At 65.9% G+C, this 25,328-nt stretch carries 28 protein-coding genes; 9 read left to right on the forward strand and 19 right to left on the reverse strand.

Annotated elements, in window-relative coordinates; translation table 11 throughout:
- Nucleotides 1-220: 220 nt before the first annotated feature.
- From JNM03_RS06425 to xseA, 3 genes are all read right to left on the reverse strand, one after another.
- Entirely contained in the window at nucleotides 221-1,156 is a 936-nt protein-coding gene (locus tag JNM03_RS06425) for a M23 family metallopeptidase (protein WP_294035429.1), read from the reverse strand.
- Nucleotides 1,153-1,359, reverse strand: a complete 207-nt coding sequence (locus JNM03_RS06430) for a DUF2093 domain-containing protein (RefSeq protein ID WP_294035430.1) — start codon at nucleotides 1,357-1,359, stop codon at nucleotides 1,153-1,155. The genes JNM03_RS06425 and JNM03_RS06430 overlap by 4 nt, the downstream gene beginning before the upstream one ends.
- Nucleotides 1,360-1,435: 76 nt before the next feature.
- The gene (xseA, locus tag JNM03_RS06435; protein WP_294035432.1) at nucleotides 1,436-2,890 is read right to left on the reverse strand and encodes an exodeoxyribonuclease VII large subunit; all 1,455 of its coding nucleotides are present in this window, start codon (nucleotides 2,888-2,890) and stop codon (nucleotides 1,436-1,438) included.
- Here xseA and purD point away from each other — a divergent pair.
- The 3 genes from purD to JNM03_RS06450 all read left to right on the forward strand — a co-directional run bounded on the left by purD (nucleotide 2,889) and on the right by JNM03_RS06450 (nucleotide 6,153).
- Nucleotides 2,889-4,166 (forward strand): phosphoribosylamine--glycine ligase, encoded by a 1,278-nt coding sequence (gene purD, locus JNM03_RS06440; RefSeq protein WP_294035434.1) that lies wholly within the window; start codon nucleotides 2,889-2,891, stop codon nucleotides 4,164-4,166. The genes xseA and purD overlap by 2 nt on opposite strands.
- A gap of 157 nt (nucleotides 4,167-4,323) precedes the next feature.
- A complete protein-coding gene (locus JNM03_RS06445) occupies nucleotides 4,324-5,103 on the forward strand; it encodes a hypothetical protein (RefSeq protein ID WP_294035436.1) in 780 nt (259 codons plus the stop codon).
- A 621-nt stretch (nucleotides 5,104-5,724) separates the two neighbouring features.
- A complete protein-coding gene (locus tag JNM03_RS06450; protein ID WP_294035437.1) occupies nucleotides 5,725-6,153 on the forward strand; it encodes a hypothetical protein in 429 nt (142 codons plus the stop codon).
- 47 nt (nucleotides 6,154-6,200) lie between these two features.
- Here JNM03_RS06450 and JNM03_RS06455 read toward each other — a convergent pair whose 3' ends face one another.
- A complete protein-coding gene (locus tag JNM03_RS06455; protein ID WP_294035438.1) occupies nucleotides 6,201-7,523 on the reverse strand; it encodes a hemolysin family protein in 1,323 nt (440 codons plus the stop codon).
- 215 nt (nucleotides 7,524-7,738) lie between these two features.
- On the opposite strand from JNM03_RS06455, the gene JNM03_RS06460 reads away from it, so the two are divergent.
- A complete protein-coding gene (locus tag JNM03_RS06460) occupies nucleotides 7,739-8,428 on the forward strand; it encodes an OmpA family protein (protein ID WP_294035440.1) in 690 nt (229 codons plus the stop codon).
- Nucleotides 8,429-8,508: 80 nt separating this feature from the next.
- On the opposite strand, the gene JNM03_RS06465 is transcribed toward JNM03_RS06460, so the two are convergent.
- From JNM03_RS06465 to JNM03_RS06490, 6 genes are read right to left on the reverse strand one after another with little or no spacing between them, the layout of a single operon-like run.
- Nucleotides 8,509-9,138 (reverse strand): MarC family protein, encoded by a 630-nt coding sequence (locus JNM03_RS06465; RefSeq protein ID WP_294035442.1) that lies wholly within the window; start codon nucleotides 9,136-9,138, stop codon nucleotides 8,509-8,511.
- The gene (locus JNM03_RS06470) at nucleotides 9,135-9,800 is read right to left on the reverse strand and encodes a hypothetical protein (RefSeq protein ID WP_294035444.1); all 666 of its coding nucleotides are present in this window, start codon (nucleotides 9,798-9,800) and stop codon (nucleotides 9,135-9,137) included. Before JNM03_RS06470 ends, JNM03_RS06465 begins: the two co-directional genes overlap by 4 nt.
- Entirely contained in the window at nucleotides 9,801-10,700 is a 900-nt protein-coding gene (gene folD, locus JNM03_RS06475; RefSeq protein ID WP_294035446.1) for a bifunctional methylenetetrahydrofolate dehydrogenase/methenyltetrahydrofolate cyclohydrolase FolD, read from the reverse strand.
- 16 nt (nucleotides 10,701-10,716) lie between these two features.
- Nucleotides 10,717-11,016: a YggT family protein gene (locus JNM03_RS06480; RefSeq protein WP_294035645.1), complete on the reverse strand. Its 300-nt coding sequence runs from the start codon at nucleotides 11,014-11,016 to the stop codon at nucleotides 10,717-10,719.
- A gap of 44 nt (nucleotides 11,017-11,060) precedes the next feature.
- Complete coding sequence (gene argB / locus JNM03_RS06485; RefSeq protein ID WP_294035448.1) at nucleotides 11,061-11,969, reverse strand: acetylglutamate kinase; 909 nt, start codon at nucleotides 11,967-11,969, stop codon at nucleotides 11,061-11,063.
- Nucleotides 11,966-12,613 (reverse strand): queuosine precursor transporter, encoded by a 648-nt coding sequence (locus JNM03_RS06490; protein ID WP_294035450.1) that lies wholly within the window; start codon nucleotides 12,611-12,613, stop codon nucleotides 11,966-11,968. The genes argB and JNM03_RS06490 overlap by 4 nt, the downstream gene beginning before the upstream one ends.
- 116 nt (nucleotides 12,614-12,729) lie before the next feature.
- Here JNM03_RS06490 and JNM03_RS06495 point away from each other — a divergent pair, with 116 nt between their 5' ends.
- Nucleotides 12,730-14,082, forward strand: coding sequence for a NupC/NupG family nucleoside CNT transporter (locus tag JNM03_RS06495; RefSeq protein ID WP_294035452.1), 1,353 nt, complete (start codon nucleotides 12,730-12,732; stop codon nucleotides 14,080-14,082).
- Nucleotides 14,083-14,194: 112 nt separating this feature from the next.
- Nucleotides 14,195-14,815, forward strand: coding sequence for a hypothetical protein (locus JNM03_RS06500; RefSeq protein ID WP_294035454.1), 621 nt, complete (start codon nucleotides 14,195-14,197; stop codon nucleotides 14,813-14,815).
- Nucleotides 14,816-14,857: 42 nt separating this feature from the next.
- Here the strand turns inward: JNM03_RS06500 and JNM03_RS06505 are convergent, their stop codons facing one another.
- The 7 genes from JNM03_RS06505 to gluQRS form a co-directional block, all read right to left on the reverse strand.
- Nucleotides 14,858-16,000: an epoxide hydrolase family protein gene (locus tag JNM03_RS06505; protein ID WP_294035455.1), complete on the reverse strand. Its 1,143-nt coding sequence runs from the start codon at nucleotides 15,998-16,000 to the stop codon at nucleotides 14,858-14,860.
- A gap of 14 nt (nucleotides 16,001-16,014) precedes the next feature.
- Nucleotides 16,015-16,503 (reverse strand): hypothetical protein, encoded by a 489-nt coding sequence (locus JNM03_RS06510; RefSeq protein WP_294035456.1) that lies wholly within the window; start codon nucleotides 16,501-16,503, stop codon nucleotides 16,015-16,017.
- A gap of 63 nt (nucleotides 16,504-16,566) precedes the next feature.
- Nucleotides 16,567-17,049: a hypothetical protein gene (locus JNM03_RS06515; RefSeq protein ID WP_294035457.1), complete on the reverse strand. Its 483-nt coding sequence runs from the start codon at nucleotides 17,047-17,049 to the stop codon at nucleotides 16,567-16,569.
- 102 nt (nucleotides 17,050-17,151) lie between these two features.
- Entirely contained in the window at nucleotides 17,152-18,018 is an 867-nt protein-coding gene (locus JNM03_RS06520; protein ID WP_294035459.1) for a 3-hydroxyacyl-CoA dehydrogenase NAD-binding domain-containing protein, read from the reverse strand.
- A 94-nt stretch (nucleotides 18,019-18,112) separates the two neighbouring features.
- Complete coding sequence (locus JNM03_RS06525) at nucleotides 18,113-18,694, reverse strand: cob(I)yrinic acid a,c-diamide adenosyltransferase (protein WP_294035647.1); 582 nt, start codon at nucleotides 18,692-18,694, stop codon at nucleotides 18,113-18,115.
- A gap of 115 nt (nucleotides 18,695-18,809) precedes the next feature.
- Nucleotides 18,810-19,034, reverse strand: a complete 225-nt coding sequence (locus JNM03_RS06530) for an HIG1 domain-containing protein (protein WP_294035461.1) — start codon at nucleotides 19,032-19,034, stop codon at nucleotides 18,810-18,812.
- 10 nt (nucleotides 19,035-19,044) lie between these two features.
- A complete protein-coding gene (gene gluQRS / locus JNM03_RS06535; RefSeq protein ID WP_294035462.1) occupies nucleotides 19,045-19,896 on the reverse strand; it encodes a tRNA glutamyl-Q(34) synthetase GluQRS in 852 nt (283 codons plus the stop codon).
- A 170-nt stretch (nucleotides 19,897-20,066) separates the two neighbouring features.
- Between gluQRS and JNM03_RS06540 the strand changes: the two genes are divergently transcribed.
- The 3 genes from JNM03_RS06540 to ppc all read left to right on the forward strand — a co-directional run bounded on the left by JNM03_RS06540 (nucleotide 20,067) and on the right by ppc (nucleotide 23,850).
- The gene (locus JNM03_RS06540) at nucleotides 20,067-20,633 is read left to right on the forward strand and encodes an HNH endonuclease (protein WP_294035463.1); all 567 of its coding nucleotides are present in this window, start codon (nucleotides 20,067-20,069) and stop codon (nucleotides 20,631-20,633) included.
- Between the two features lie 30 nt (nucleotides 20,634-20,663).
- Complete coding sequence (locus JNM03_RS06545) at nucleotides 20,664-21,074, forward strand: YbaY family lipoprotein (RefSeq protein WP_294035465.1); 411 nt, start codon at nucleotides 20,664-20,666, stop codon at nucleotides 21,072-21,074.
- 97 nt (nucleotides 21,075-21,171) lie between these two features.
- Nucleotides 21,172-23,850 (forward strand): phosphoenolpyruvate carboxylase, encoded by a 2,679-nt coding sequence (gene ppc, locus JNM03_RS06550; RefSeq protein ID WP_294035467.1) that lies wholly within the window; start codon nucleotides 21,172-21,174, stop codon nucleotides 23,848-23,850.
- 42 nt (nucleotides 23,851-23,892) lie between these two features.
- Here ppc and JNM03_RS06555 read toward each other — a convergent pair whose 3' ends face one another.
- Both JNM03_RS06555 and JNM03_RS06560 read right to left on the reverse strand, forming a co-directional pair.
- Nucleotides 23,893-24,411 carry a hypothetical protein gene (locus JNM03_RS06555; RefSeq protein WP_294035469.1) on the reverse strand — a complete coding sequence of 173 codons (519 nt, stop codon included), beginning with the start codon at nucleotides 24,409-24,411 and terminating at the stop codon, nucleotides 23,893-23,895.
- Between the two features lie 111 nt (nucleotides 24,412-24,522).
- Nucleotides 24,523-25,326 (reverse strand): SDR family oxidoreductase, encoded by an 804-nt coding sequence (locus tag JNM03_RS06560; RefSeq protein WP_294035470.1) that lies wholly within the window; start codon nucleotides 25,324-25,326, stop codon nucleotides 24,523-24,525.
- Nucleotides 25,327-25,328: the final 2 nt, after the last annotated feature.

A 25,328-nucleotide genomic window follows, 5' to 3' on the forward strand; every position in this document is an offset into this window, starting at 1 on the left:
TGCACCGGCGTGACGCCGACCCACAGATGCCCCGATAGCGTGCGGGATGACCGGTCATTCATGTGGAGTAAAGGAAAATTGGCGCGACTCCGACGGTTTCGACAGCCATTGTGACGTATTTGCAACAGCCCGAGGACTCCGCGACATACTATGCCACTGCTGCCCGGCATGGCGGAAACTTTGTTTCAGTGGAAACCAGTTTACCTCAAACAGGCTGCGGTCAACCGCCGATCGGGCCCGCCAGCTTGCCCGGATCGAGCCGTGCGTCGCGCCACTTCAGTCCCCAGTGCAGATGCGGACCGTTCGCACGCCCCGTCCGGCCGACCGCCCCGAGCTGTTGGCCCTGCACGACGCGGTCGCCGACCTTCACGTCGAGCCGCTGGCAATGCAAAAAGGCGCTCGACAGGCCCATGCCATGGTCGACGATCAGCAAATTGCCCTCCAGCGTGAAGGGCACCGCGGCAGCGAGCGTCACGACGCCGTCGGCCGGCGCGACAAAGGGGGTTCCGGCCGGCACCGCGATGTCGGTCCCGCCATGATAAGCGCCGGGCTTGCCTTGGTAGATCCGCTGCGACCCGAAAAACCCCGACAACCGCCCGACAACTGGCCAACGGAAAGCCTGTTTCCAGCCATCGGACTCAACCGCCACGGCCCGCGCCGCGGCGATCTGCGCGAGTTCGGCCGGGCGGCGTCGCTCGAAATCGGCGTCGCTCGTCGCGCTGCCCCGATAGGGCGTGTTGACATATTCGACGCGCCAACTCCCCGGCGCGACGCTGATCGGCTGTTCGAGGGTGCGGCCGCTGGCGAAGGTCGCGACGAGCATCGCCGATGCCGCCGCATCGCGGTCGAACGCGATCAGGAACCGACCGTCGGTCGCAAACGCGACCGGCTTGCCATCGAGCGCGAGCGAGCGGGTTCCCTGCGGAACCCGACCCGTCAGCGCGCCCCCCTGTTCCGCTGCGCCGCGCAGCGCGAAGTCCGCTCGAACGGGAACCGAAGGTTCCGGCGGAAGGGCAGGTGGCGGGGCTGGCGGTTGCGGCGCCACGACAGGCGCCGCGCCGGACGCCGCTGGCACTTCGCTCGCCGGAACACAGCTCGCGGCGATCGCCAGCAAAGGCAGTACCGCGCCGAAACGCGGCCCGATACGCCGCCTCATGCCCCGGCGTCGAGCGCGGCCTGCACCGAAATCGCCGCGGTCGCATAGGGCTCCTGCCGCGCGACCGACCAGTAACGCAGCTCATCAAGGCCGATCGGCGCTCCGCTCACCGCGCACAACACATGGTCGCCAGGCGACAGAACCCGGAACCCATTGGGTCCGAAATGCAGGCGGGCAAGGCGGTTGCGGCTGGCGATCAACATGATTCGAGGTCCGTTCGGGCGTAAGTCATCGCCGCGGTTATAACAGGATCGGGACGTCCGGCCACCCCCGCTGCGGTCAAAAGAGCTCGCCCTGCCCCCGGCCCGGCGCACCCGGCGGCGCCTTGCGCAGCGGTTTCGCAGCGATCGTTGACGGCGTCGCATCGCTTCCGGCAACCTCAACCGGCACCTCGCCATCGGCGAACTGCAGCCTGAGATCGCTGGCCGCCCTCGCTTTCGCGGCGGTGGTGACGATTGCGCCCCCGGCATCGCGCACCATTGCATAGCCCCGCGACAGAAGCGCCCGCGGATCGAGCGAACCGAGCAGGCGTCCCAGCCCTTCGAGCCGCGCGCGATCCCGGTCCCAACGCCGCGCGAGCAGCACCGGTCGCAACGCCCCCGACCGCGTCGCCAACCGCTCGGCAACGACGGCGAGCCGCTGCCGCTGCGCGCGGTCGATCCGGTCGCCCTGCTCGTCAAGCCGCTGGCGTTGCGGCGCATAGAGCGCCTCGCGCTTCGGCAGGTGACGCGCCAGCGCCGCCAGCCGCTCGCCGGCCAGCGCCTGCTGCCGGTTCGCCGCGCCGATGATCCGGGCGCCCCAGGTCGCGAGCTGCGCCTGCAACTCGGCGCGCACCGGCACCGCCATTTCGGCGGCGGCGGTCGGGGTCGGCGCGCGGACATCGGCGACATAGTCGGCGAGCGTCACGTCGGTTTCATGCCCCACGGCGCTGATCGTCGGGATGCGGCATTCGGCGATCGCACGCACGACGACCTCTTCGTTGAACGCCCACAAATCCTCGATCGAGCCGCCGCCGCGCGCGACGATGACAAGGTCTGGGCGCGGCACCGGCCCGCCGGGCGCGATCGCGTCGAACCCGCGCACGGCCTTCGCGACCTGCGCCGCCGCGCCCTCGCCCTGCACCAGCACCGGCCAGACGATCACCCGCGTCGGGCAGCGATCGGCCAGGCGATGCAGAATATCGCGGATCACCGCCCCGGTCGGCGAGGTCACGACACCGATCACCTGCGGCAGATAGGGCAGCGGCTGCTTGCGCCCCCGATCGAACAGTCCTTCATCGCCCAGCCGCGCCTTCAGCTTTTCGAACAGCAGCATCAGCGCGCCTTCGCCCGCGACCTCGAGCGTTTCGACGACGAGCTGGTACTTCGAACGGCCGGGATAGGTGGTCAGCTTGCCGGTCGCGATCACTTCGATCCCGTCCTCGGGCCGGAACGCGAGGCGTGCCGCCTGTCCCTTCCACATCACCATGTCGATCAGCGCGTTGTCGTCCTTCAGCGCCGCATAGAAATGCCCGGACGCCGCGCGCTTCGCGCCCGACAGCTCGCCGCGCACGCGGACGCGCGCAAAGCCGTCTTCGACCGCCCGCCTGATCGCCGCCGACAATTGGCTGACCGACAGCGCGGGCGCCCCGTCGCCGGATGGCGACCGACCGACATTGTCGCCGGGCGCCGCCTCGGCTAACAGCCGCGCTTCGGTGCCATCGTCGGACGCCGGATCGGGAAAAGGGACTGTCATGAATATCCTGCTCATCGGGTCGGGCGGCCGCGAACATGCGCTGAGCTGGCAGTTGGCACAATCGCCAAGCTGCGCCAAGCTCTATGCCGCGCCGGGCAATCCGGGGATCGAACTTTACGCCGAATGCGTCCCCGTCGCCATCGACGATCTGGACGGGCTGATCGCGTTCGTTCGCGCGCATGCCATCGACTTCGTCGTCGTCGGCCCCGAAGCACCGCTCGTCGCCGGGCTTGCCGACCGGCTGCGCGACATGGGCATAGCGACCTTTGGCCCGGGCGCCGCCGCGGCCCGGCTGGAAGGATCGAAAGGCTTCACCAAGGATCTTTGCGCCCGCGCCGGCATCCCGACCGCCGCCTATGTCCGCTGCACCAGCGCGGAAGAGGCGCTGGCGGTTCTCGACGGATTTTCGATCCCCGTCGTGATCAAGGCCGACGGCCTTGCCGCGGGCAAGGGCGTGATCATCGCCGAGACGCGCGAGGACGCCGACGCCGCGATCGCGGACATGTTCGACGGCGCCTTTGGCAACGCCGGTGCCGAAGTGGTGATCGAGGAATATATGACAGGCGAGGAAGCGAGCTTCTTCGCGCTCTCCGACGGCACCGACGTCATCGCCTTCGGCAGCGCGCAGGACCACAAGCGCGTCGGCGACGGCGACACCGGCCCGAACACTGGCGGCATGGGCGCCTACAGCCCCGCACCGGTGCTGACCGCCGGGATCGAGGCGCAGGTCATGGACCGCATCATCCGGCCGACCGTCGCCACCCTCGCCGCCGAAGAAACGCCTTATATCGGCGTCCTCTTCGCCGGACTGATGCTGACCGATGACGGCCCGAAACTGATCGAGTATAATTGCCGTTTCGGCGATCCCGAATGCCAGGTGCTGATGATGCGCTTCAGGGGCGACTTCGCGGCGCTGCTCCATGCCGCCGCCACCGGCAATCTTGCCGGTGCCCCGACCCCCGCTTTTTCACACGACTATGCGCTCACCGTCGTGATGGCCGCGAACGGCTACCCCGGAACGCCCGAAAAGGGTGGCGCGATCCGGCGCATCGCCGATGCCGAGGCGGGCGGCGTGCGCGTCTTCCATGCCGGCACCGCGCGCGAAGACGGCCGGATCGTCGCCGCGGGGGGCCGGGTGCTGAACGTGACCGCGACGGGCAAGACGGTCACCGAGGTGCAGGCGCGGGCCTATGCCGCGGTGGACAAGCTCGATTTCCCCACCGGCTTCTGCCGCCGCGACATCGGCTGGCGCGAAGTCGCGCGCGAGGGGAAATAGCCTGAATCCGTTATCCCGGCGAAAGCCGGGATCCCCCCGGTGCGGTCGATGGCGTGGTCGAGACTCCGGGCTTCGCCGGAATGACAAATAATGAAAGACGGCGGCTGGACGCGAATGACGCTGCCGCATAGGCTGACCGCAAGACAGGGAGATCAACATGGCGTGGCTTCAGGACAATTGGATCATCGCGGTCGTCGGCCTCGTCGTCGCGGTCGTTCTGCTATGGTGGCTCCTTGGCCGCAAAACGCCGCAGGAGTTCGAAACCCCGGTCGCGCCGGCGGCCGAGCCGCGCAAGCCGCTCGAAGCGGTAAAGCCCGAGATCATCGCCGCCGAGCCCGCGCGCTTCAAACCGAAAGAGCCGGCACCCGCGCCCGTCGCCGCCACGCCGCCGCCCGCCCCGACACCGAAGCCGGTGGCAGACGCGCCCCCGCCGCCCGAACCTGAACCAGCACCCGCCCCGACGTCCGAGCCCACGCCGGAACCGGTCGCCGACCTTCCGGAAGAGCCGACCGTTCCGGCCGCACCGGTCGCGGAAACCCCGCCTCCCGCGACACCCGAACCCGCTCCACAGACCGAGCCTGCGCCGGCTCCCGAGCCCGCGCCGACCTCCGAGTCCGCGATTGTCGTGCCCGAGGAACCGACCGCTCCGCCGCCTGCGCCCGAACCCGTCCCTGCTCCGGCCGCCAAGGCGGACAATCTGCAACTGCTGAAGGGCGTTGGCCCCAAGATGGTGGCGCTGCTGAACGGCCTCGGCGTCACCAGCTTCCGGCAGATCGCCGACTGGACCGATGCCGACGTCGCGGCCATCGACCCGCAACTCGGCGCCTTCCAGGGCCGCATCGCGCGCGACGCGATCGTCGACCAGGCGGGCTATCTTGCCCGCGGCGACAAGGCCGGGTTCGAAGCGAAATATGGGGCACTCGGCGGCGAGCTATAGCGGCCGGCTTCGACCGTTTGCCGGCGATCATATCCTCCCTGTGGCGCAGCGATGGGGAGGATTTTCCTTGTCGTCATCCGGGACTTGATCCGGGATGACGAAGGGGGAAAGGCCGCACACTATCCCGTGCCCACCATTCGCCCCCGATCCGGATGCATTGACAGCAATCGACCGGTTGCGGACGTCCGAAAGGACGCTAATCTAGGTCGGTGTTCGCTTCCTCAATCATCTCTCGCGAGAATTTGCCAACTGCGTTTACACTGATCGCGTTGGGGGTTGCGACGTGGCTATTCGGGTTCCGCATCGTTGGTAAATTTTGCCTTTTCATGGCCCCGATGAGCGTGGGGATTTCTGCTTTTCGGGCGGACAGGTTTCCATATTCGTTTGGAAAATCCAGTCTTATTCGGGCGTCCGATCCGCGCGGATTTTGGATTGCTGTGGCCATTTGCGGTTTGATCGCGGCGAGGAACCTATGGGTGTTTGTCGACACCTTGCAGTCGAACGCTGGATAGTCTCCCGTTTCCGGATTTTAAAAAGCCAGAGCGTCCGCCTCCCACCCCAAAGCCGACCATAGCCGAAAACCCCTTTCCTACATTATCCGGCCATGCTCCCTATTGGTGGATGGAACACAGCATCCCGCCCGCTTCGCTGCTCGCCGGCACCTGCCTCGCTTTCACCCCCGTACCCCGACAGCGCCATCGCGCCGACGGCTGGGCGCCCGATACCCAGGCCAATTTCATCCGCGCGCTTGAGGCGATGGGCTCGGTCGGACAAGCTGCGAAGGCAATCGGCATGGGCCGTCGTTCGGCCTACCGCCTCCGCGAACGTCCCGGTGCGGGCAGCTTCGCGGCCGCTTGGGACCGCGCCCTGTCGATGGGCCGTATGCGTCAATTCGACTATGCGATGGATCGCGCGATCAACGGCGTCACCACCGTCCGAATCCTGCGCGGCGGGGCGATCGACGTCAGCGGCGGCCCCGACATGGACATCGTCCGCTCGGCGCTGCGCGAGGACGCAGCGCCGCTTAAAGCCACAAAGGACACATTTTGAACGCGCGCACGCGGGACTTTTGTGGCTTTAAGCCGCGGCGGCTCGCATCACTCGTCCGCCTCATCCTTCGGCTTGCGCACTTCGCTCACCAGCAGCTTGTCGATCTTGCGGCCGTCCATATCGACGATCTCGAACATCCAGCCCCTGTCGGTGAACTTTTCCCCTTCGGTCGGCAGATGCTTCAGGATTGCCAGCGCGTGGCCCGCCGCCGTCGCATAGTCGCGGTCGTCGCCCAGTTCGATCCCCAGCCGATCGGCCATCTGGTCGGCGGGCATCGATCCGGCGATCAGCAGGCTGCCGTCTTCGCGCTCGGTAACGAACGGTTCGCTGCCGATATCCTGGTCCGACGCAAACTCGCCCGCGATCGCCGACAGCAGGTCGGCCGGTGTGACCAGCCCTTCGAAATGGCCATATTCATCATGGACCAGCAGCATCGGAATCTCTGCCGCGCGCAGGTTTTCAAGCGCATCCATCGCATCGACCTGATCGTGGATGACCTTGGCCGAGCGCGTCAGCTTCTCGAGGCTGAGCGTCTCGCCGCGAAACAGCGCGCCGGCGATGTCGCGCGCCTGCACCACGCCGACGATATCGTCCACCGATCCGCGCGCCACCGGCAGCCGGGTGTGCGGCGTGTCGAGGAGCTTTGCCCGCACCGCGTCGGCGTCCGACGCGATATCGATCCAGTCGACATCGATGCGCGGCGTCATCACTTCGCGAACCGGCCGGTCGGCAAGCCGCACGACGCCCGAAATGATCGCGCGCTCGCTTTCCTCGATCACGCCCGACTTCGACGCTTCGGCGACGATCAGGTGAAGCTCCTCGGCGGTCACCCGGTCTTCGGACTCGCGGTTGAGGCCGAACAGGCGAAAGACAAGCGCCGAACTGTTGTCGAGCAACCAGACAAGCGGTGCCGCGATGCGCGACAGCCAGTACATCGGCACGGCCATCACGATCGCGATCGGTTCGGGCGCCCGCAGCGCGAACTGCTTCGGCACCAGTTCGCCCGCGATCAGCGAGAAATAGGTGGTCAGCGCGATCACGACCGCAAAGCCCGCGCCCTGCGCATTCTCGGGATCGATCCCGAACCACGCCTCCAGCCGTTCGGCGACCGGGCCGCCGAGGCTGGCGCCCGAATAGGCGCCGGCGATGATCCCGATCAGCGTGATGCCGACTTGCACCGTCGACAGAAAGCGCCCCGGATCGGCGGCGAGCTGGCGTGCGATCTTCGCACCGCGGCTGCCGCGCTTTTCGGCGGCCTGCAGACGCGGGCCACGCGCCGACACGATGGCCAGTTCGGACAGCGCGAACGCACCGTTCAACAGGATCAGGACGGCGATGATCGCAACGTCGGACCAGGGAAAAGGGGTCATCGGGCGGTCATGCGGCGCGAATACGCCCGGCCCCTGTCAGCTTCGGTCATGCGAATCCTATAGGCGAAAGGGCGTGCGATGCACAATGGCGACCGACGACGACGCTCAGGCGGCGTTCAGGCGTTGAATGGAACCACAAGGGCGGCCAATATGTTATCGGCATGACGGCGGCATCGGCAGGACCAGTCCGGCCGCCCGGTAAAGGGAGCGATAGAATGAATAGCAAGACGATCAAGCTCACCGCCCTCGCCAGCATCGGCGCCATGGCGCTGACCGGCTGCGTCACCGACCCCGAGACGGGCAAGCAGACGATTTCGAAGGCCGCGATCGGCGGCATCGGCGGCGCTCTCGGCGGCTATCTGCTCGGCGATCTCGTCGGCGGACGGCGCGACCGGACGGAGAAAATCCTCGGCGCGGGCATAGGTGCGGTCGCAGGTGCGGGCGTCGGATATTATATGGACCAGCAGGAAAAGAAGCTGCGCGAACGCACGGCCGGCACCGGCATCGATGTCGAACGCCAGGGCGACCAGCTTGTTCTCAACATGCCGGGCGACGTGACCTTCGACTATAACAGTGCGCTCGTGAAATCGCAGTTTCGCAGCGCGCTCGATAGCGTCGCCTCGACGCTGTCCGAATATCCCAGCACCTATATCGACGTTTATGGGCACACCGATTCGACCGGCAGCGACACGTATAATCAGGGTCTGTCGGAACGCCGTGCCGCGTCGGTCGCCGATTATCTTGCCGGCCGCGGCATCAACCGCGCGCGCATGGCGACGCTCGGATACGGCGAATCACAGCTCAAATGTACGCCCGAACGCAGCGAGGCGGACTATCAGTGCAACCGCCGCGTCGAAATCCGCATCGCACCGGTCACGCAGAACGACGTCAACGCCGCGCAATAAGCAGCTTTACGAGGTCCATTCCCGTGGATCGAGGGGCGTCGCCGGAAGGCGGCGCCTCTTTCGTTCTGGCGAACGCGCGATCAGGCGAGGCTGGGGAAACTCGCTTTCAGGCCGTCGATCACGAACTGCGCCGCCAGCGCCGCGAGCAGCACGCCGAGCAGGCGCGTGATCACCGCTTCGCCCTTGTTGCCGATCAGCCGCATGAACGGTCCGGCCAGCAACAGCGCGGCAAGCGTGAGCAACAGGACGACCAGCAGCGCGGCAAAGATCACCAGCGCACGGTCGATGCCGTTGTTCTGCGCGACGAGCAGCATGACGGATGCGATCGACCCCGGCCCCGCCAGCATCGGCATCGCCATCGGAAAGACCGACACATCCTCGACCTCGGGCGTCGCCTTCACCTTTTCGGCGCGCTGCTCGCGCCGTTCGGTGCGTTTCTCGAACACCATGTCGATCGCGATCACGAACAACATGATGCCCCCCGCGATCCGGAAGCTGTCGAGGTCGATATGGAGAAAGCTGAGCAGCGCTTCGCCGAACATCGCGAAAAAGATCAGGATGAAGCCGGCGATCAGGGTCGCGCGGATCGCCATCGATCGCCGTTGCTCGGCGTTCGCGCCCGTCGTCAGGCTCGCATAGATCGGCGCACAGCCCGGCGGGTCGATGACGACGAACAGCGTCACGAAAGCCGAGATGAAAAGGTCCATCATGGCGCCGGCGCGGCCACGGCATTGTCGATGACGGTCTTCATCGTCTTGCCGTCCCACAGGCGAACGGTCACGCGGCGCGAACGGTCAGGGTGCACGGTCGATGTCCAGCTCAGCGTCTGGTCCCCCGACAGCCCGACCGCCATATCGTCACCCTCTTCGCCGGCCTCGATCGGCACGGCGGGGCGCGACCCGCACTTCGCCTGGCTTGATTCGATGAAGTCCGGTGCGGCGCGCGCCGTCGTCAACCCGTCGCCATGATCGAGGACCCAGTTGATCTTGCCGCTCATCGGATCGCGCATCCAGACGGTGGTGAAATAGCCGTTCGCTCCGCCCTTTTGCCAGGCACCGGTTGTCGCACCGCTGTTGCCGTCGCAGCTCACATACACCGCGTGCGGTTGCCATTTCACCGCTTCGGCGGGATCCTTCTGCGATTTCAGCCAGTCGCGCGCCTTGACGCGCTGCGGCACGAACATCACAGCCTCCGGCGCTGCCGTTTCGCGAAAGGCGGTCCACTGCCCCTTTTCCTGCGCCAGCCGGGCAAAGGCGATCTCCGCGGCGATATAGGCGCTCGGATTTGCGGCAAGCGGACGCTTGCGCGGATCGGGCCCCTGCGCGCAGCCGGCGATGAGCGAGAGGGCGGCGACAGCGAAAAGCAGGCGCATTCAGAATCCTTCCGGATCGGCGAGCCCCGCGCGGCGATACGCCGCGACGAGCGTGTTGCGAAGCAGGCAGGCGATGGTCATCGGGCCAACGCCGCCGGGTACCGGCGTGATCGCATCGGCGACGGCGGCCGCCGCGGCATAATCGACGTCGCCGACAAGCCGGCCCTTCGCGGCGCCATCCGCGGGCGGCAGTCGGTTGATCCCGACGTCGATCACGACCGCGCCGGGCTTGATCCAGTCCCCCTTGATCATTTCGGGCCGACCGACCGCAGCGACGACGATGTCGGCGCGGCGGACGAGATCGGGCAGATCCGTCGTGCGGCTGTGCGCGATCGTGACGGTGGCATTGGCACCGACCAGCAGGGCGGCCATCGGCTTGCCCACGAGGATAGAACGGCCGATCACCACCGCATCCTTGCCGGACAGATCCCCGAGCCGATCCTGCAGCAACAACAGGCACCCATAAGGCGTACAGGGCACCATCCCCGGAATGCCCAGGGCGAGGCGGCCGGCGCTGACCGGCGTCAACCCGTCGACATCCTTGCCCGGATCGATCGTCGCAACCGCGCGCTGCTCGTCCAGGTGGACCGGAAGCGGCAGTTGCAGCAGGATGCCGTCGACCGCCTCGTCGGCGTTGAGCCGCGCAAGCAGCGCCTCCACCTCGTCCTGCGTGGCGCTGGCGGGCAAGCGATGTTCAAAGCTCGCCATACCGGCAGCGATGGTCGCCTTGCCCTTCGATCCGACATAGACCGCACTCGCCGGATCGTCGCCGACCAGCACGACCGCGAGGCCCGGAACACGCCCCGTCGCGGCCGCAAAGGCGGGAACGGCGTCGCCGATGCGCGCACGCAGCCCGGCCGCGAAAGCCTTGCCATCGATCACGCGGGCGGTGGCGGTCATCTCCCCGGCCATTGCGTCACGCGACCCCGGCCTGCATTCCGAGGCGATAGAGATAGGGCATGACTGCCTGCTGCATGATGATAAGCAGGATCAGGACGACCATCGGCGTCAGGTCGAGCCCGCCGAAATCGGGCATGATGCGCCGGAACGGGCGATAGAGCGGCTCGGTGATCCGGTCGAGCACATACCAGAGCTGACCGACGAAGTCATTGTGGGTGTTGATGACGTTGAAGGCGATCAGCCACGACATCACCGCCTGCACGATGATGATCCACCAAAGGATATTGAGGAGGATCATCAGGATATCGAGAAGCATGAAATACAAGGAAGGTCTCCAGCCAGAAGGTCGAGGCGCCAGTCTTAGCGATGAATCAGCGTCCCCGCACCCCGTGCGGTGAAAATTTCGAGCAGCATCGCATGGGGGATGCGCCCGTCGAGGATGACCGCCGCCTCGACCCCCGCATCGACGGCGGCGACGCAGGTCTCGACCTTGGGAATCATCCCGCCGGTGATCGTCGCGTCAGCCTTGAGCGCGTCGATCGCGACCCGATCGAGATCGGTGAGCAACGCGCCCGATTTGTCCAGCACCCCCGCGACGTCGGTGAGCAGAAAGAACCGCTTCGCCCCCAATGCTCCGGCGATCGCCCCGGCCATCGTGTCGGCGTTGATATTATAGGTCGCACCATCGGCGCCAAGCGCGACGGGCGCCACGATCGGAATGAAATTGTCGCCCGACAGATTCCGCAGGATCGTGGGATCGACCGCAACCGGTTCGCCGACGAAGCCGAGGTCGACATGGCGCTCGATCCCGGAGTTGGGATCGGGTTCGGAGCGGTTGACCTTTTGGGCGAGCACCAGATTGGCGTCCTTGCCCGAAATGCCGACGGCCCTTCCGCCAAGGCTCGCGATCCAGCTCACGATTTCCTTGTTGATCTTGCCCGCCAGCACCATCTCGGCGACCTCGGCGGTCGCGGCATCGGTGACGCGAAGCCCGCCGACGAACGTCGATTCGATCCCGAGCTGTTTCAGCATCCGTCCGATCTGCGGGCCACCGCCATGGACGACAACCGGATTGATACCGACGGCTTTCAGCAGGACGACGTCCTCGGCGAAGTCGCGCTGCGCCTCGGGATCGCCCATCGCATGGCCGCCATATTTGATGACGAAGGTCTCGCCCGCGTAGCGCTGCAGATAGGGCAGCGCTTCGACAAGCGTTTCCGCCTTCGCGAGCAGATCGGGCATTTTCGACGGGTCGGTCACGGGCGTCATCCGGCTTCGGTCGCGTCAAGCTTGCGGCCGATCGCGACCACCGCCATCACGAGCAGCGGCACCATCACCGCCGACAACACGACCTTGGCGAGCATCTGCCCAAGCATCAAATCCCCAATCGGGCGCACGCCATAGAAGCTCACGGTAATGAAGATCAGCGTATCGATGATCTGGCTGAGCGCCGCGGCGATGAAGCCGCGCAGCGGCAGCAGCCGGCCGTTGTTCGCGGTCATCCGCGAAAAGATCCAGACATTGAGGCTGACCGACACGCCATAGGCGAGGATGCCCGCCGCCATCATCCGCCAGCTTTGACCGACGATGATCGGAAAGGCTTCCTTCGCCGGTTCATACATACCGGCATCGGTCGGAAGCTGGAGCACGAACAGGGTCAGGAGAATCGCGAGGATAAGCGGAATGAACCCCAGCCGGACCAGCCGGTCCGCGACGCTGCGCCCGTGCAGTTCGGCAATGCCGCTGGAGATCGCAATCAGCGTCAAAAACGGAAAAATCCCGGCTTCGACCGCAAGCGAACCGAGTGCCACCTGCTTTGAACCGAGAAAGCCGCCAAGCGGAACCATGCCACCATAAAGGATCGCGAACAGCAGCAACGAGGGCGCAATCACGCGCGAAGAGCTTTTTTCCATCGGCGCCGCTTAATCGCTTTTACAGCGGCTGGAAAGATGTCGCATCGGCACGGGCTTGCCCCGCCGCCAAAGGCCGTTAGACAGGCGCAATAAACTTGCGGGGACGCATAGACATTATGGAACGACTTATCGGCTTGCTGGGCATCGTCGCATTGCTTGCGATTGCCATTCTCTTTTCATCGAACCGGCGCTGGATCCGCCTGCGGGTCGTCATTCCGGCCTTCCTCCTCCAGGCGGGCTTTGCGCTGCTCGTGCTGGGCACCCCCTGGGGCCGCAGCGTCATCCAAGGAATGTCGAGCGGCGTTTCGAACCTGCTCGGCTATGCAAAGGCCGGCACCGATTTCATCTTCGGTCCGCTCGCGACCCCCGAGATGGGGGGGCACAGCTTTGCGATTGCGGCGTTGCCCGTCATCATCTTCTTCGCCTCGATGATCTCGATCCTTTACTATCTCGGCATCATGCAGGTCGTGATCAAATGGGTCGGCGGTGCCATCCAGAAGATCACGGGCATCACCAAGGTCGAGAGTCTCGGTGCCGCGGCGAACATCTTCGTCGGCCAGAGCGAAAGCCCGCTCGTCATCCGGCCCTATCTCGCGAGTCTGACACCGTCGCAGCTCTTCACCGTGATGACCGTCGGCATGGCGGGCGTCGCGGGAACGATCCTCGGCGCCTATGCAAGCATGATCGGCGAGCAATTGCTGCCCTATCTGCTCGCCGCCAGCTTCATGTCGGCGCCCGGCGGCATCCTGATGGCCAAGATCATGATGCCCGACGACCCCAAGGATCTCGGCATCGAACCCGTGATCATGCCCGAAGCCAGCCACGACGAGGAAAAGCCGGCGAACATCATCATGGCGGCGGCGCAGGGCGCGCAGACCGGCGTTCGGCTCGCGGTCGCGGTCGGCGCGATGGTGCTGGCGTTCGTCGCGCTCGTCGCGCTCGCCAACGGGCTGCTGGCCGGAGTCGGCGGCTGGTTCGGCTATCCCGATCTGTCTTTCCAGGCGATCATCGGCACCATCTTCCGCCCGGTGATGTGGCTGATGGGGGTTCCGTGGGATGAAAGCGCCGCGGTCGGCGGCCTGTTCGGGACCAAGATCGTCCTCAACGAATTCGTTGCCTTCATCGATCTCGGCAAGGTGCAAACCGGCTTGTCACCCGCCTCGATCGCGATCGCGACCTTTGCGCTGTGCGGCTTTGCCAATTTCAGCTCGATCGCGATCCAGATGGCGGTGACCGGCGGCCTCGCCCCGAACCAGCGCCCGATGATCGCAAAGCTTGGACTGAAAGCGCTGCTCGCCGGCAGCCTGTCGAACCTGATGTCCGCCGCGCTTGCGGGACTGATGCTCGGCATCGCGCCGCCCGCGGCCCCGTCGCCAACCCTCGGCCCCGACGCGATCCCGAAGGCCATTCCGGCACCGCCAGCTGCACCCGGAGAGGCGCCTGCTGCGGCCCCGGCAAAGGCACCCTGAGCATCGCGCCGGCAATACCAGATGTGAGAATTTGCAAGCCGCTCGCTCATAGCGTAAGCCCCCGGAACAGAACGAATCCCCGGGTCGCGTTTCGCTGAAGAGGGAGGCTGACATGAAAGCCGCTTATCGTCTGTCGATCCTGGCCGCCGCCGCGATATCGATGGGGGCGAGCCTTCTCGCCACGTCGAGCGCCCAGACGGGCGAAGACCGATCATACCGCCCGCCCGAAGCCACGATCTATCGGGACGCGGCCTACAAGGGGCCGGCCGTCTTCGTCGGAGAAGCCAAGCCCAACCTCGGTCTTGCCTGGCCGGTCAATTCGGTGCGCGTCGCGAACGGACGATGGGAGCTTTGCGAAAAGACGCGCCATCGTGGCGCCTGCCGCATCGTCGACCGCGACACGCCGATGCTGAACAACATCCTGCGCGGCCTGACGATCCAGTCGATCCGACCGGTCGGATCAGGCGGCGGTGACGGGGGATGGAATCCGCGGCCGCCGGCGAACGATCAGGTCGCCCGCGGGAATTTTGCCGAGTTCCATACCCAGCCTGCTACGGGCAATTACCGCGTCCTCGCGTGCAGCGGCGGCGCGGCGACGGCCAGTTGCGCGGCGCGCACCGCAGACACATGGTGCCGTTCGGTCGGCTGGAACGGGTCGGCGCGCGAACATATGGAAACGGTCGCCGGCCGCGAATATCTGGCCGACGTGCTTTGCGTCCGATCGGGCTATTGATCCGAGCGCGACAATGGAGTCTGCCGCGTCGTCTATACGCCGCTACAGGCTCATCTCGGCCAGCGCCGCGCGCACTTCGCCGACGAACAGGTCGGGCTGTTCCCAGGCGGCGAAATGCCCGCCGCGGGGCAGCGCGTTCCAATAGACGATATTCTTGTACCGACCCTCCGCCCAGCGGCGCGACAGGCGCATGATCTCGTTCGGAAAGAGGCTGCATCCGGTCGGAACATGAATTTCGCCGAAGCCGAATTGCGCGAAACTGTGCCAGTAGAGGCGCGCCGATGACGCCGCGCTGTTGGTGAGCCAATAGAGGCTGATCGTGTCGAGCATCGCGTCCTTTGACAGCGATTTTTCGGGATGGCCGCCGACCGACTGCCCGCCGGGTTCATGCCCGCAGTCGGTCCAGCCGTGGAACTTCTCCGCGATCCAGCACATCTGACCGACCGGAGAATCGGCAAGAGCATAGCCCACCGTCTGCGGCCGCGTCGCCTGCTGGGTCGAATAGCCATTGTCCTTGGCGCGGTACCAGCCGAACCGGGCGAGATAGGTCTTCTCGTCGTCGGTCGGGTCGGCCATCGTCGCCGGATCGGGCTGGCCGACGATCATGTTGACGTGAATGCCGGCGCAATGATCGCCATGATTGCCGCCGATCGCGCAGGTTACGGCGCTGCCCCAGTCGCCGCCCTGCGCAAAGTAGCGATCATAGCCGAGCGCGCGCATCAGCGCGTCCCATGCCGCCGCAATATGCTCGACGCTCCACTTCGCCTCGGTCGGCTTGCCGGAAAAGCCGTAGCCGGGGAGCGACGGGATCACGAGATGATAGTCCGCCGACAGGGGCTCGATGACGTCGAGAAATTCGAGCACGGATCCCGGCCAGCCATGGGTCAGGACGAGGGGGCGGGCGTCGGGTTTCGGCGAACGGACATGAAGAAAATGGATATCGAGGCCGTCGACGGTGGCAAGGTAGTTCGGAAGCGAGTTCAACTGGGCCTCGACTCCGCGCCAGTCGTACTCGTCGCGCCAATAGGTCGCCAGTTCCTGCGCATAGGCAAGCGGCACGCCCTGATCCCAATCTTTGACAGTTTCCTTTTCAGGCCAGCGCGCGTTCGCGAGCCGGGCTTTCAGATCGTCGAGCGCCGCTTGCGGCACATCGATCGTGAAAGAACGGATATCGGCGACCTGCATCGATTTCTCCCCTATCAAGGCCGCGCGGGTGCCTTGCAGCCGCGCTCCAGCCCGACACCCTTCAAAAAGCCGCGCCGCACCGTACCGGCATAGACGGCTTCGGCGTAGCGGCGACGCTCGGCATTCGCGCCCGTCACTTCGCCGATCAGGCCGCGAAAGGGAATGACCGACCCCGCGACGCTGCCTGCGACGCGGCCGGCGGTTTCTTCACGCTTCTTCGCCCGGCTCTTGTCGACCGTCTGGTTTACGTCGGGACCAAGAACCTGGTCGAGCTCGGTGATTTCCTGGATGATCGCCGAACATTTGCCGAGGCCCGCAAGCGAATAGGGTGCACCCTGAACCGCCAGCAGCTTCGGCGGCACCTCCTTGCCGTCGAAGGGTTCCGCCACGGTGTTTGCGGTACCCTCGATCGTCGAGTCTTTCGGCGCACCCTCCTGAGCAAGCGACGGCGCACCAATCGTGAGCGAAAGAACGGTCAGGCTAATGGCGGCTTGGCGTAACATGGCAGCTCTCCTTCCGACCTTGAACGCCCGACGCGGCGTTCGGCTCCGTCTGCCGGGCCCGGATCATTTCTGCGTGGTATAACCCTTGCTGATCGCTTCCTGCCCGATCTCGTTGGTATCGGCGGCCCAGAAGTCGAGAATCCGCCGCAGCTCGCGCTCCGGCAACCCTTCGATGACATAGGCACCGAACATGTAGAGCTGGCCGCTGTCGTTGGTCCCGACGCGGAGCAGGTCAAACTCGTCGTTCATTTGCTGGATCCACGGCGCGGGCGCGTTGAGGATATCGCTATAGGATGCGACCAGCGTGATATATTTGCAGGCCTTGCCCTTGTCGCACCCCTGCATGCGAAGCGTCGTCCCGAAGCCGTCGACCTCGATTTCGAACTCCGGAACGCTGTCCTTCTTGGTCAACGGACCGGGCGCATAGCCCATCGCCTGCAACTTCGCCCGGAACACGGCCGGATCGGCAATGCTGACGCTTTGCGCCGCGGCGGGCGCCGCGGATAGCAGAAAGGCCGCCGTGGCAGCCGCCAAAATCAAACGCATGATATCCCCCGCAGACAATGATCGCCGACCCCGCGCGACCCTGTGCAAAGCCACACCGGTCGTCCACCCATAAAATGAACGGCGCGCCGATTTCCGATCGGATCACCGCGTGGGAATGGGTTCCGGCCCCGTCCAGTCGTAAAAGCCGCGCCCTGCCTTCTTCCCCACCCAGCCGGCCTCGACATATTGGACGAGCAACGGCGCGGGGCGGAATTTCGGATCGCCGGTTCCGCTTTGCAGCACGCGGATAATCTCGAGGCAGGTGTCGAGTCCGATAAAGTCGGCGAGCGTGATCGGACCCATCGGATGGTTGAGGCCGAGGCGACAGCCGGCGTCGATGTCCTGCATTGTTGCGACGCCCTCGCCCAGCGTAAAGACCGCCTCGTTGATCAGCGGCATCAGCACACGGTTGACGATAAAGCCCGGCGCATCATTGGCGTGGACGATTTCCTTGCCGAGCCCGCGGCCATACGCCTCGACCTTCGCCAGCGTCTCGTCGCTGGTTGCAAGACCCCGGATCAGTTCGATCAGGCCCATGACGGGCACGGGGTTGAAGAAATGGACCCCGATGAAGCGCGCCGGATCGGGCGCCGCCTGCGCAAGGCGCGTGATCGGGATCGAACTGGTGTTGCTCGCAAGGATCGCGGTCGCCGACAGATGCTGGCCGACGCTGGCGAAGATCGCGCGCTTGATCTCCTCGCGCTCGGTCGCCGCCTCGACCACGAGGTCGGCCGGCGCGAACGCCGAATGGTCGGCGACCGGGGCGATGCGGCCAAGCAGCCCGTCGGCATCGGCCTGTGTCATCTTTTCCTTTGCCACGAGGCGGCCGAGCGCCTTTGCGATGCCCGCCTTGCCGGCTTCGGCGCGCGCCAGATCGATGTCCGAAAGCAGCACCTGATGGCCGGCACCCGCCGACACCTGCGCGATGCCCGCGCCCATTTGTCCTGCCCCGATAACGCCGACGATCATGATATGCCCTTTCGCTGAAACCGTGGCGATGCCCCTACGGTTTCGGGGCGCGGGGTCAAGGGGTCGCGCAAAATGCCATGTCGAACGGCATGGATCAGCGCGTCGCGCCGGGCTTCCACAGAATATCGCCGCCCGCCGCCGCGTTGATATGGCGCGTCATCACGAACAGATGGTCCGACAGGCGATTGAGATAGTTGAGCGCAAGGGGGTTGAGGTCGCGGCCGGCGGTCGCCGCCACCGCCGATCGCTCGGCCCGCCGCGTCACCGCGCGCGCGATGTGAAGCCGCGCCGCGGCCTCGGTCCCGCCAGGCAGGATGAAGCTTCTGAGCGGTTCGAGCGCGTCGTTCATGCGGTCGATCTCGTCCTCGATCCGTGCAATCTGGCTCGGCACGATGCGCAGCGCCATCTCGTGCGGGCCAAAACCGAACTGGATGTCCGGCGGCGTGGCAAGGTCGGCGCCAAGATCGAACAGTTCATTCTGGATCCGGACGAGCATTCTGCCATGCTCGTTCCCGTCGGCAAGTGCCGCGGCGGCGAGGCCGACCGCGCTGTTCGCTTCGTCGACGTCGCCGATCGCGGCCATCAGCGGATCCGATTTGGCGACACGCGAGCCATCGACCAGCCCGGTCGTGCCGTCATCGCCGGTGCGCGTGTAGATCTTGTTGAGCTTGACCATGAATCCGATTGTATCCGTTCGCATCGAGCGACGTCGAGAAACCTGTCCGAGTGCGCTGCCCCGCGGCGTGTCCAGACTTCGCTCGACACGAGAAGAGCAGACCGGGTCGGGTCGCTCAGCCCGCGCCCGCGGTCACGCCGATGATGATCAGCAGGATGATCGTGATCGCCTGCCACTTCACGCGCGCCATCATCATCTTGTTCTGCAGCACCTGATTTTCGTGCGCCGTGCCGTCCATCGCCGCGCGATGGCCCTGCGCGAAATAGATGAGCCCGCGTGCGAGCGAGAAGAGGACGAGACCGGCGGCCGCGACGACCGCGAGGATGAGCAGGATTTGCATGCGGCCCATTCTAGGGCATTCGCAGCGAATATCCAGTGGGAAGCCGCCCGGCGACGAGATCGACCGCGAGCGCGGGTCCGTCGACCCCGGCGTCGCGCAATGTCGCGAGCGAGGCGGCGGCATCGCGCTTGGCAAGCCGCTTGCCATCAGCGCCGCAGACGAGCGCGTGGTGACGATAGAATGGGGTCGGCAGGCCGAGCACGGCCTGGAGCAGCCGGTGGATATCGGTCGCGGCGACAAGGTCCGCCCCGCGGACCACATGCGTCACCCCCATCGCGGCATCGTCGAGCACGCTTGCGAGATGGTAGCTGGCAGGCGCGTCCTTGCGCGCCAGAACCACGTCGCCATGCGCGGCCGGATTGGCGAGGCGGGACCCCCGCCCCTCCTCGTCCCATCGGATCTCGCCCGCCAGTGCAACCGCGCGCGCCGTGTCGAGCCGCCAGCAATGCGGCTCGCCGGCCATCCGCCGCGCGCGCTCTTGCGCGCTCCGGTGGCGGCAGGTGCCGGGGTAGATCGTACCCGACGGACCATGCGGTGCGGCAAGGCTCTGCGCAATGTCGGCGCGGGTGCAGAAGCAGGGATAGACGAGTTCGCGTATCCGCAGATCGGCGAGCGCCGCGGCATAGGCATCCAGATGCCCCGACTGGCGCACCGGCGCGCCGTCCCATTCGATCCCGAGCCATGCGAGGTCGGCGAGCGCCGCCGCGACATAGTCCTCGCGCGATCGGCTGCCGTCGATATCGTCGATGCGGAGGCGGAGACGTCCCCCCACCGCGCGCGCCGCCGCATGCGCGAGCGCCGCGCTATAGGCGTGGCCAAGATGGAGTTCGCCGGTAGGACTCGGCGCGAAACGGGTCAGCATGGGCGGAGGCACGAATCCATATACTGTGGCGCAGCTTTTCGAATCATTCCATATCTTGCGACAGATGCCCCCTTGACGTCAGAATCTGATGCGGCATGTAATGATGCTGTCACTCGGGGAAGGCAGTGGCGCGCCATCCCGCGCAGCATAGGGGGCAGCGTCCAAAAGCCATGTTCCATCCCGATCTTGCCCGGCATCCCGATTCCTGTCCGGCCCTCGTCCTCAACGCAGATTACACGCCGCTCAGCTATTATCCGCTCAGCCTGTGGCCATGGCAGACCGCGGTCAAGGCGGTTTTCCTCGACCGCGTCACGATCGTCGAAAATTACGAGCGCGAAATCCATTCGCCGACGCGCACGATGCCGATCCCCAGCGTGATCGCGCTGCGCCAATATGTGAAGCCGTCGCAGCATCCGGCGTTTACCCGCTTCAACCTGTTTCTGCGCGACCGGTTCGCGTGCCAATATTGCGGGTCGGGCAAGGACCTGACGTTCGATCATGTGGTGCCGCGCCGGCTCGGCGGGCGCACGACGTGGGAAAATGTCACCACCGCCTGCGCGCCGTGCAACCTGAAAAAGGGCGGGCGAACGCCGAAGCAGGCGCATATGCCGATCTATCGCCAGCCGTGGCGACCGACGAGCTGGCAGTTGCAGGACAATGGGCGGGCCTTTCCGCCGGGTTATCTGCACGAAAGCTGGATCGACTGGCTCTATTGGGACGTTGAGCTGGAGGGCTGATCACGCGGCCCCGAACCGGGAGACATGATCATGCGTATCGCCGCCCCCATCACGCTAGCCTTTTTGCTCGCTGCCTGCGCGACGACCAGCCCTGCCGAACGCACCATCGCCGTCACGGGCAGCATCGCCTACCGCGAACGCATCGCGCTGCCCCCGACCGCGCAGATCGAGGTGAAGCTGGACGATGTCAGCCTGGCCGACGCGCCCGCAAACACCATGGCGACCCAGGCCTTTGCGAGCGAAGGCAAGCAGGTACCCTTCGCGTTCAGCTTGACGGTCGACCGCGCCGACATCGACCCGCGTCACAGTTACGCCGTCTCGGCACGGATCACCGACGCCGAGGGCAAGCTGATGTTCATCACCGACACGCGCAACGCCGTTACCTTTGATGGCCGGTCGGCGATCGACATGGGTGTACTGAACCTCGTCAAGACGAACTGATCGTCTCCTTCGCCGGGAGGACGTGGCGGGTTGGCATAGCTATGCGCGCGCGTCACCGGCTTGACGTAGCGTCTGCTGCGGTGCAGCAAGCCAGCTCATGGGCCCACCGATCCAGATCAGCCAGAACCCCGACATCCGCTATCTGGGGCGGATCCTCGGCGACGTCATTCGCGCCTATGGTGGCGACAAGCTGTTCCGCCAGACCGAATATATCCGGTCCGCGAGCGTCGATCGGCATCGCGGCATCGCGGGCGCCGAGGCGATCGACCCCGGTCTCGACGCGCTGAGCCTCGACGACACGATTGCCTTCGTCCGCGGTTTCATGCTCTTTTCGATGCTCGCCAACCTCGCCGAGGACCGGCAGGGCATCGCGGCCGAGCCCGAGGCGACCGTCGCGTCGGCGCTTGAAAAACTGCGCAGCGACGGGATCGACGGCCGGGCGGTGACCGCCTTGCTCGATGCGGCCCTCGTCGCGCCGGTGCTGACCGCGCACCCCACCGAAGTGCGGCGCAAGTCGGTGCTCGACCACAAGAACCGTATCGCCGACCTGATGCGGCTGCGCGATGCGGGGCTAGACGAAACGCCCGAAGGCGACGTGGTCGAGGATGCGATCCGGCGGCAGATCGTTCTGCTCTGGCAAACGCGCCCGCTGCGCACCGAAAAGTTGTTCGTCGCCGACGAGATCGACAATGCGCTGACCTATTTGCAGGGCGTGTTCCTGCCGGTGGTGCCGAAACTGTTCGCGCGCTGGGAAAAGGATCTGGGCCAGCGTCCGGCAGGCTTTCTGCGCGTCGGAAGCTGGATCGGCGGCGATCGCGACGGCAATCCTTTCGTCACCGCCGAAACCCTGCGCCACGCGACCGGCCGCAATGCCGCGGCCGTGATCGGCCACTATGCCGACGCGGTCCACGCCCTTGGCGCCGAGCTGTCGGTGTCGTCGCGGCTGGCGCCGGTTCCCGAGGCAGTCGAGGCGCTGGCAGAAGCCAGCGGCGACAGCGCGGCGAGCCGTAGCGACGAACCCTATCGGCGTGCCTTGTCGGGACTCTATGCCCGGCTGTGCGCGACCTATGCCGCGATCGTCGGCGAAGAGCCGCCGCGCGCGTCGGCGCTGACGGGCGAGCCCTATGCCGCCCCCGCCGATTTCCGCCGCGACCTCGTCACCATTGCCAACGGCCTTGCCGCCGGCGGCGAAGGCCAGCTTGGCAGCATCGGAGCACTCGGGCGCCTGATCCGCGCGGTCGAGGTGTTCGGGTTCCACCTTGCGACGCTCGACATGCGCCAGAACAGCGCCGTCCACGAGCGGGTGATCGCCGAATTGCTGAGCATATCGGGCGTCTGCGCCGACTATCGCGCGCTGGACGAGGAGGCGCGTATCGCGCTGCTCACCGCCGAGCTGCGCGGCGACCGACCGCTCGCCGCGGCATGGCACGAATGGAGCGAAGAGACCGCAGGCGAACTCGCGATCGTCCATGCCGCCGCAGATATTCGCGCCCGGCTGGGTCCCGATGCGATCTGCCAGTGGATCATCAGCATGGCGCAGACGCTGTCCGACCTGCTCGAAGTTCATGTCCTCGCGCGCGAGGCGGGTTTGTGGCGCAGCGGCGCCGACGCGGGCGAAACCAACCTGATGGTCGTACCGTTGTTCGAGACCATCGCCGATCTGGACGAAGCGCCCGCGATCATGGCGCGCTATTTCGCGATGCCCGAAATCGGCCCGCAGATCGGTCGGCGCGGGCATCAGGAAGTGATGATCGGCTACTCCGATTCGAACAAGGACGGCGGCTATCTGACGTCGACCTGGGGGCTGCACCAGGCCTCGCAGGCGCTGACCCCGGTGTTCGACGCCGCCGACACCGCGATGCAATTGTTCCACGGCCGCGGCGGCGCCGTGGGGCGCGGCGGCGGCAGCGCCTTTGCCGCGATCCGCGCCCAGCCCGCGGGCACCGTGCAGGGTCGCATCCGCATCACCGAACAGGGTGAGGTGATCGCCGCGAAATATGGCACGATCGACAGCGCCGCCGCCAACCTGGAAGCGATGGTATCGGCAAGCCTGCTCGCGAGCCTGGAGCCCGAAAGCCTGAACGAGGCGAATTGCGGTCGCTTCACCGCCGCGATGGACGCGCTTTCGGATACGGCGTTCGGCACGTATCGCGGCCTTGTCTATGACACGCCGACCTTCAGGGATTTCTTCCGCGCCATGACGCCGATCGCCGAGATCGCGACGCTGAAGATCGGATCGCGCCCGTCGAGCCGGACGAAAAGCACCGCGATCGAGGATCTGCGCGCGATCCCCTGGGTGTTCAGTTGGGCACAGGCGCGCACGATGCTACCCGGCTGGTACGGGACGGGAGAGGCCTTTGCCGCGTTCGGCGATCAGGCGCTGCTCGCCGACATGGCGCAGAGCTGGCCCTTTTTCGCCGCGCTGCTCGACAATATGGAAATGGTGCTGGCAAAATCCGACATGGGGATCGCCGCGCGCTATGCCGAGCTGGCGGCGCATGTCGACGGACATGACACCATCTTCACGCAGGTACGCGACGGCTGGAACCGGGCGCACGACGGGCTGCTCTCGATCACCGGCCAGTCGCGCCTGCTCGAAAAGAACCCGGCGCTGGAAGCTTCGATCCGCCTGCGACTGCCCTATATCGAGCCGCTCAACCTGCTCCAGATCGAGCTGATGAAGCGCCACCGCGCGGGCGAGACCGATCCGCGCATCGCCGAGGGTATCCAGCTTACGATCAACGCGATCGCGACGGCGCTCAGGAACAGCGGGTAGACCGGATTCCGATCGCCGTTCGCCTCGAACGGGATTCTTGGTTCACCCCTTGGTGATCAGCACCTTGCCCTTGGCGGTCGCGCCGTCGGGTGCGAAGTCGATCGTGAAGGCGTCGCCATCCTTGTCGGTTCCGGCAAGCGTGTCGCCGGTGCGCGTGATCTTGACGCCCTTTTTCGCGAACTCGGCCGCCATCCAGTCGGCGGCTTTCGCGGGGGCGGCGGGCGAGGTGAAGCCCATCTCGACCCGCGCCTTGTCCTTGCCGCCCGTCTCACCCGCGTTGACGTTGACCGATCCGACCTTGCTGCCCGGATAGAGTTTCACCCCATCGATGTCGAAATCGCCCTCGACATCGAGGTCGACGAAGTCGGGGATCTTCATGTCGATATCGACGCCTTCGCCGCCGATCCTGACCCGGCCGCTGCCATCCTTGTTCGAGGTGATCTGGACGCCGTCCTTGCCGTCGCCGGCATTGATCGAAATTTCTGGCGTGTCCTTTTTCGCCTCGCCCTGCCCGCAGGCAGCGAGGAGCATCATCGGGGGAATCAGATAGGCGAAGCGCATGGTCCGTCTCCTTGGTGCATTAGCCATATAATACACCTTGGGGGTTACCGAGTCAATTCTTCTATCGTCTCCCCGGATCAAGTCCGGGGCGACGATGAAGACAGGGCGGCCTTATGCGTCGATGCTGGTCTTCAAATCGCCGTGCACCAGTCCGCCATCGACCGCGATCGTATCGCCGACGACATAATCGCCCGCCTTTGATGCCAGGAAGATCGCGGCGCCCGCCATATCTTCCGGCACACCGATGCGCTTGACCGGAATGCTCTGCGCCACCGCGTCGCCATGGTCGCGCGCTGCCTTGTTCATGTCCGACTGGAAGGCGCCGGGCGCGATCGCGGTGACGATGATGTGGTCGTGCACCAGCCGCGCGGCGAGGCGCTTGGTAAGGTACAGGATCGCCGCCTTCGACGCATGATAGCTGTAGGTTTCCCAGGGATTGAGCCGCAAGCCGTCGATCGAACCGATGTTGATGACCTTCGCCGGACGGTCAGCGGTGCCCCCAGCCTTGAGCAGGCCGTGGAGCGCCTGCGTCAGGAAGAAGGGCGACTTGACGTTGATGTCCATCACCTTGTCCCAGCCCGCTTCGGGGAAACCCTCGAACGGTTCGCCCCACGCCGCGCCGGCGTTGTTGACGAGGATGTCGAGCCGTTCCTCGCGCGCTTCGAGCTCCTTGGCGAGCGCGCGGCAGCCTTCGACCGTCGACAGGTCGACGGGAAGGCCGATAACCTTGCCCGGATAGCGCGTTTCGAAATCGGCGACGGCCTCCTCGATCTGCGCGGTCTTGCGCGCCGAGATATAGACGCGCGCCGCGCCCGCGGCGAGATAGCCCTCGACGATCATCTTGCCGATCCCGCGCGAGCCGCCGGTGACGAGCGCAATGCGGCCGTCGAGGCCGAACATGTCCTGAAGTTTCATCT

Origin of the sequence: Sphingopyxis sp. (assembly GCF_016793825.1) — a bacterium.
Lineage (GTDB): Bacteria > Pseudomonadota > Alphaproteobacteria > Sphingomonadales > Sphingomonadaceae > Sphingopyxis.

Bases quoted from the DNA above. Each gene is read 5' to 3' on its own strand.
- JNM03_RS06425 (WP_294035429.1), bottom strand. From the start codon at position 1,156: ATGAGGCGGCGTATCGGGCCGCGTTTCGGCGCGGTACTGCCTTTGCTG.
- JNM03_RS06430 (WP_294035430.1), bottom strand. From the start codon at position 1,359: ATGTTGATCGCCAGCCGCAACCGCCTTGCCCGCCTGCATTTCGGACCC.
- purD (WP_294035434.1), top strand. From the start codon at position 2,889: ATGAATATCCTGCTCATCGGGTCGGGCGGCCGCGAACATGCGCTGAGC.
- xseA (WP_294035432.1), bottom strand. From the start codon at position 2,890: ATGACAGTCCCTTTTCCCGATCCGGCGTCCGACGATGGCACCGAAGCG.
- JNM03_RS06445 (WP_294035436.1), top strand. From the start codon at position 4,324: ATGGCGTGGCTTCAGGACAATTGGATCATCGCGGTCGTCGGCCTCGTC.
- JNM03_RS06450 (WP_294035437.1), top strand. From the start codon at position 5,725: ATGGAACACAGCATCCCGCCCGCTTCGCTGCTCGCCGGCACCTGCCTC.
- JNM03_RS06455 (WP_294035438.1), bottom strand. From the start codon at position 7,523: ATGACCCCTTTTCCCTGGTCCGACGTTGCGATCATCGCCGTCCTGATC.
- JNM03_RS06460 (WP_294035440.1), top strand. From the start codon at position 7,739: ATGAATAGCAAGACGATCAAGCTCACCGCCCTCGCCAGCATCGGCGCC.
- JNM03_RS06465 (WP_294035442.1), bottom strand. From the start codon at position 9,138: ATGATGGACCTTTTCATCTCGGCTTTCGTGACGCTGTTCGTCGTCATC.
- JNM03_RS06470 (WP_294035444.1), bottom strand. From the start codon at position 9,800: ATGCGCCTGCTTTTCGCTGTCGCCGCCCTCTCGCTCATCGCCGGCTGC.
- folD (WP_294035446.1), bottom strand. From the start codon at position 10,700: ATGACCGCCACCGCCCGCGTGATCGATGGCAAGGCTTTCGCGGCCGGG.
- JNM03_RS06480 (WP_294035645.1), bottom strand. From the start codon at position 11,016: ATGCTTCTCGATATCCTGATGATCCTCCTCAATATCCTTTGGTGGATC.
- argB (WP_294035448.1), bottom strand. From the start codon at position 11,969: ATGACGCCCGTGACCGACCCGTCGAAAATGCCCGATCTGCTCGCGAAG.
- JNM03_RS06490 (WP_294035450.1), bottom strand. From the start codon at position 12,613: ATGGAAAAAAGCTCTTCGCGCGTGATTGCGCCCTCGTTGCTGCTGTTC.
- JNM03_RS06495 (WP_294035452.1), top strand. From the start codon at position 12,730: ATGGAACGACTTATCGGCTTGCTGGGCATCGTCGCATTGCTTGCGATT.
- JNM03_RS06500 (WP_294035454.1), top strand. From the start codon at position 14,195: ATGAAAGCCGCTTATCGTCTGTCGATCCTGGCCGCCGCCGCGATATCG.
- JNM03_RS06505 (WP_294035455.1), bottom strand. From the start codon at position 16,000: ATGCAGGTCGCCGATATCCGTTCTTTCACGATCGATGTGCCGCAAGCG.
- JNM03_RS06510 (WP_294035456.1), bottom strand. From the start codon at position 16,503: ATGTTACGCCAAGCCGCCATTAGCCTGACCGTTCTTTCGCTCACGATT.
- JNM03_RS06515 (WP_294035457.1), bottom strand. From the start codon at position 17,049: ATGCGTTTGATTTTGGCGGCTGCCACGGCGGCCTTTCTGCTATCCGCG.
- JNM03_RS06520 (WP_294035459.1), bottom strand. From the start codon at position 18,018: ATGATCGTCGGCGTTATCGGGGCAGGACAAATGGGCGCGGGCATCGCG.
- JNM03_RS06525 (WP_294035647.1), bottom strand. From the start codon at position 18,694: ATGGTCAAGCTCAACAAGATCTACACGCGCACCGGCGATGACGGCACG.
- JNM03_RS06530 (WP_294035461.1), bottom strand. From the start codon at position 19,034: ATGCAAATCCTGCTCATCCTCGCGGTCGTCGCGGCCGCCGGTCTCGTC.
- gluQRS (WP_294035462.1), bottom strand. From the start codon at position 19,896: ATGCTGACCCGTTTCGCGCCGAGTCCTACCGGCGAACTCCATCTTGGC.
- JNM03_RS06540 (WP_294035463.1), top strand. From the start codon at position 20,067: ATGTTCCATCCCGATCTTGCCCGGCATCCCGATTCCTGTCCGGCCCTC.
- JNM03_RS06545 (WP_294035465.1), top strand. From the start codon at position 20,664: ATGCGTATCGCCGCCCCCATCACGCTAGCCTTTTTGCTCGCTGCCTGC.
- ppc (WP_294035467.1), top strand. From the start codon at position 21,172: ATGGGCCCACCGATCCAGATCAGCCAGAACCCCGACATCCGCTATCTG.
- JNM03_RS06555 (WP_294035469.1), bottom strand. From the start codon at position 24,411: ATGCGCTTCGCCTATCTGATTCCCCCGATGATGCTCCTCGCTGCCTGC.
- JNM03_RS06560 (WP_294035470.1), bottom strand. From the start codon at position 25,326: ATGAAACTTCAGGACATGTTCGGCCTCGACGGCCGCATTGCGCTCGTC.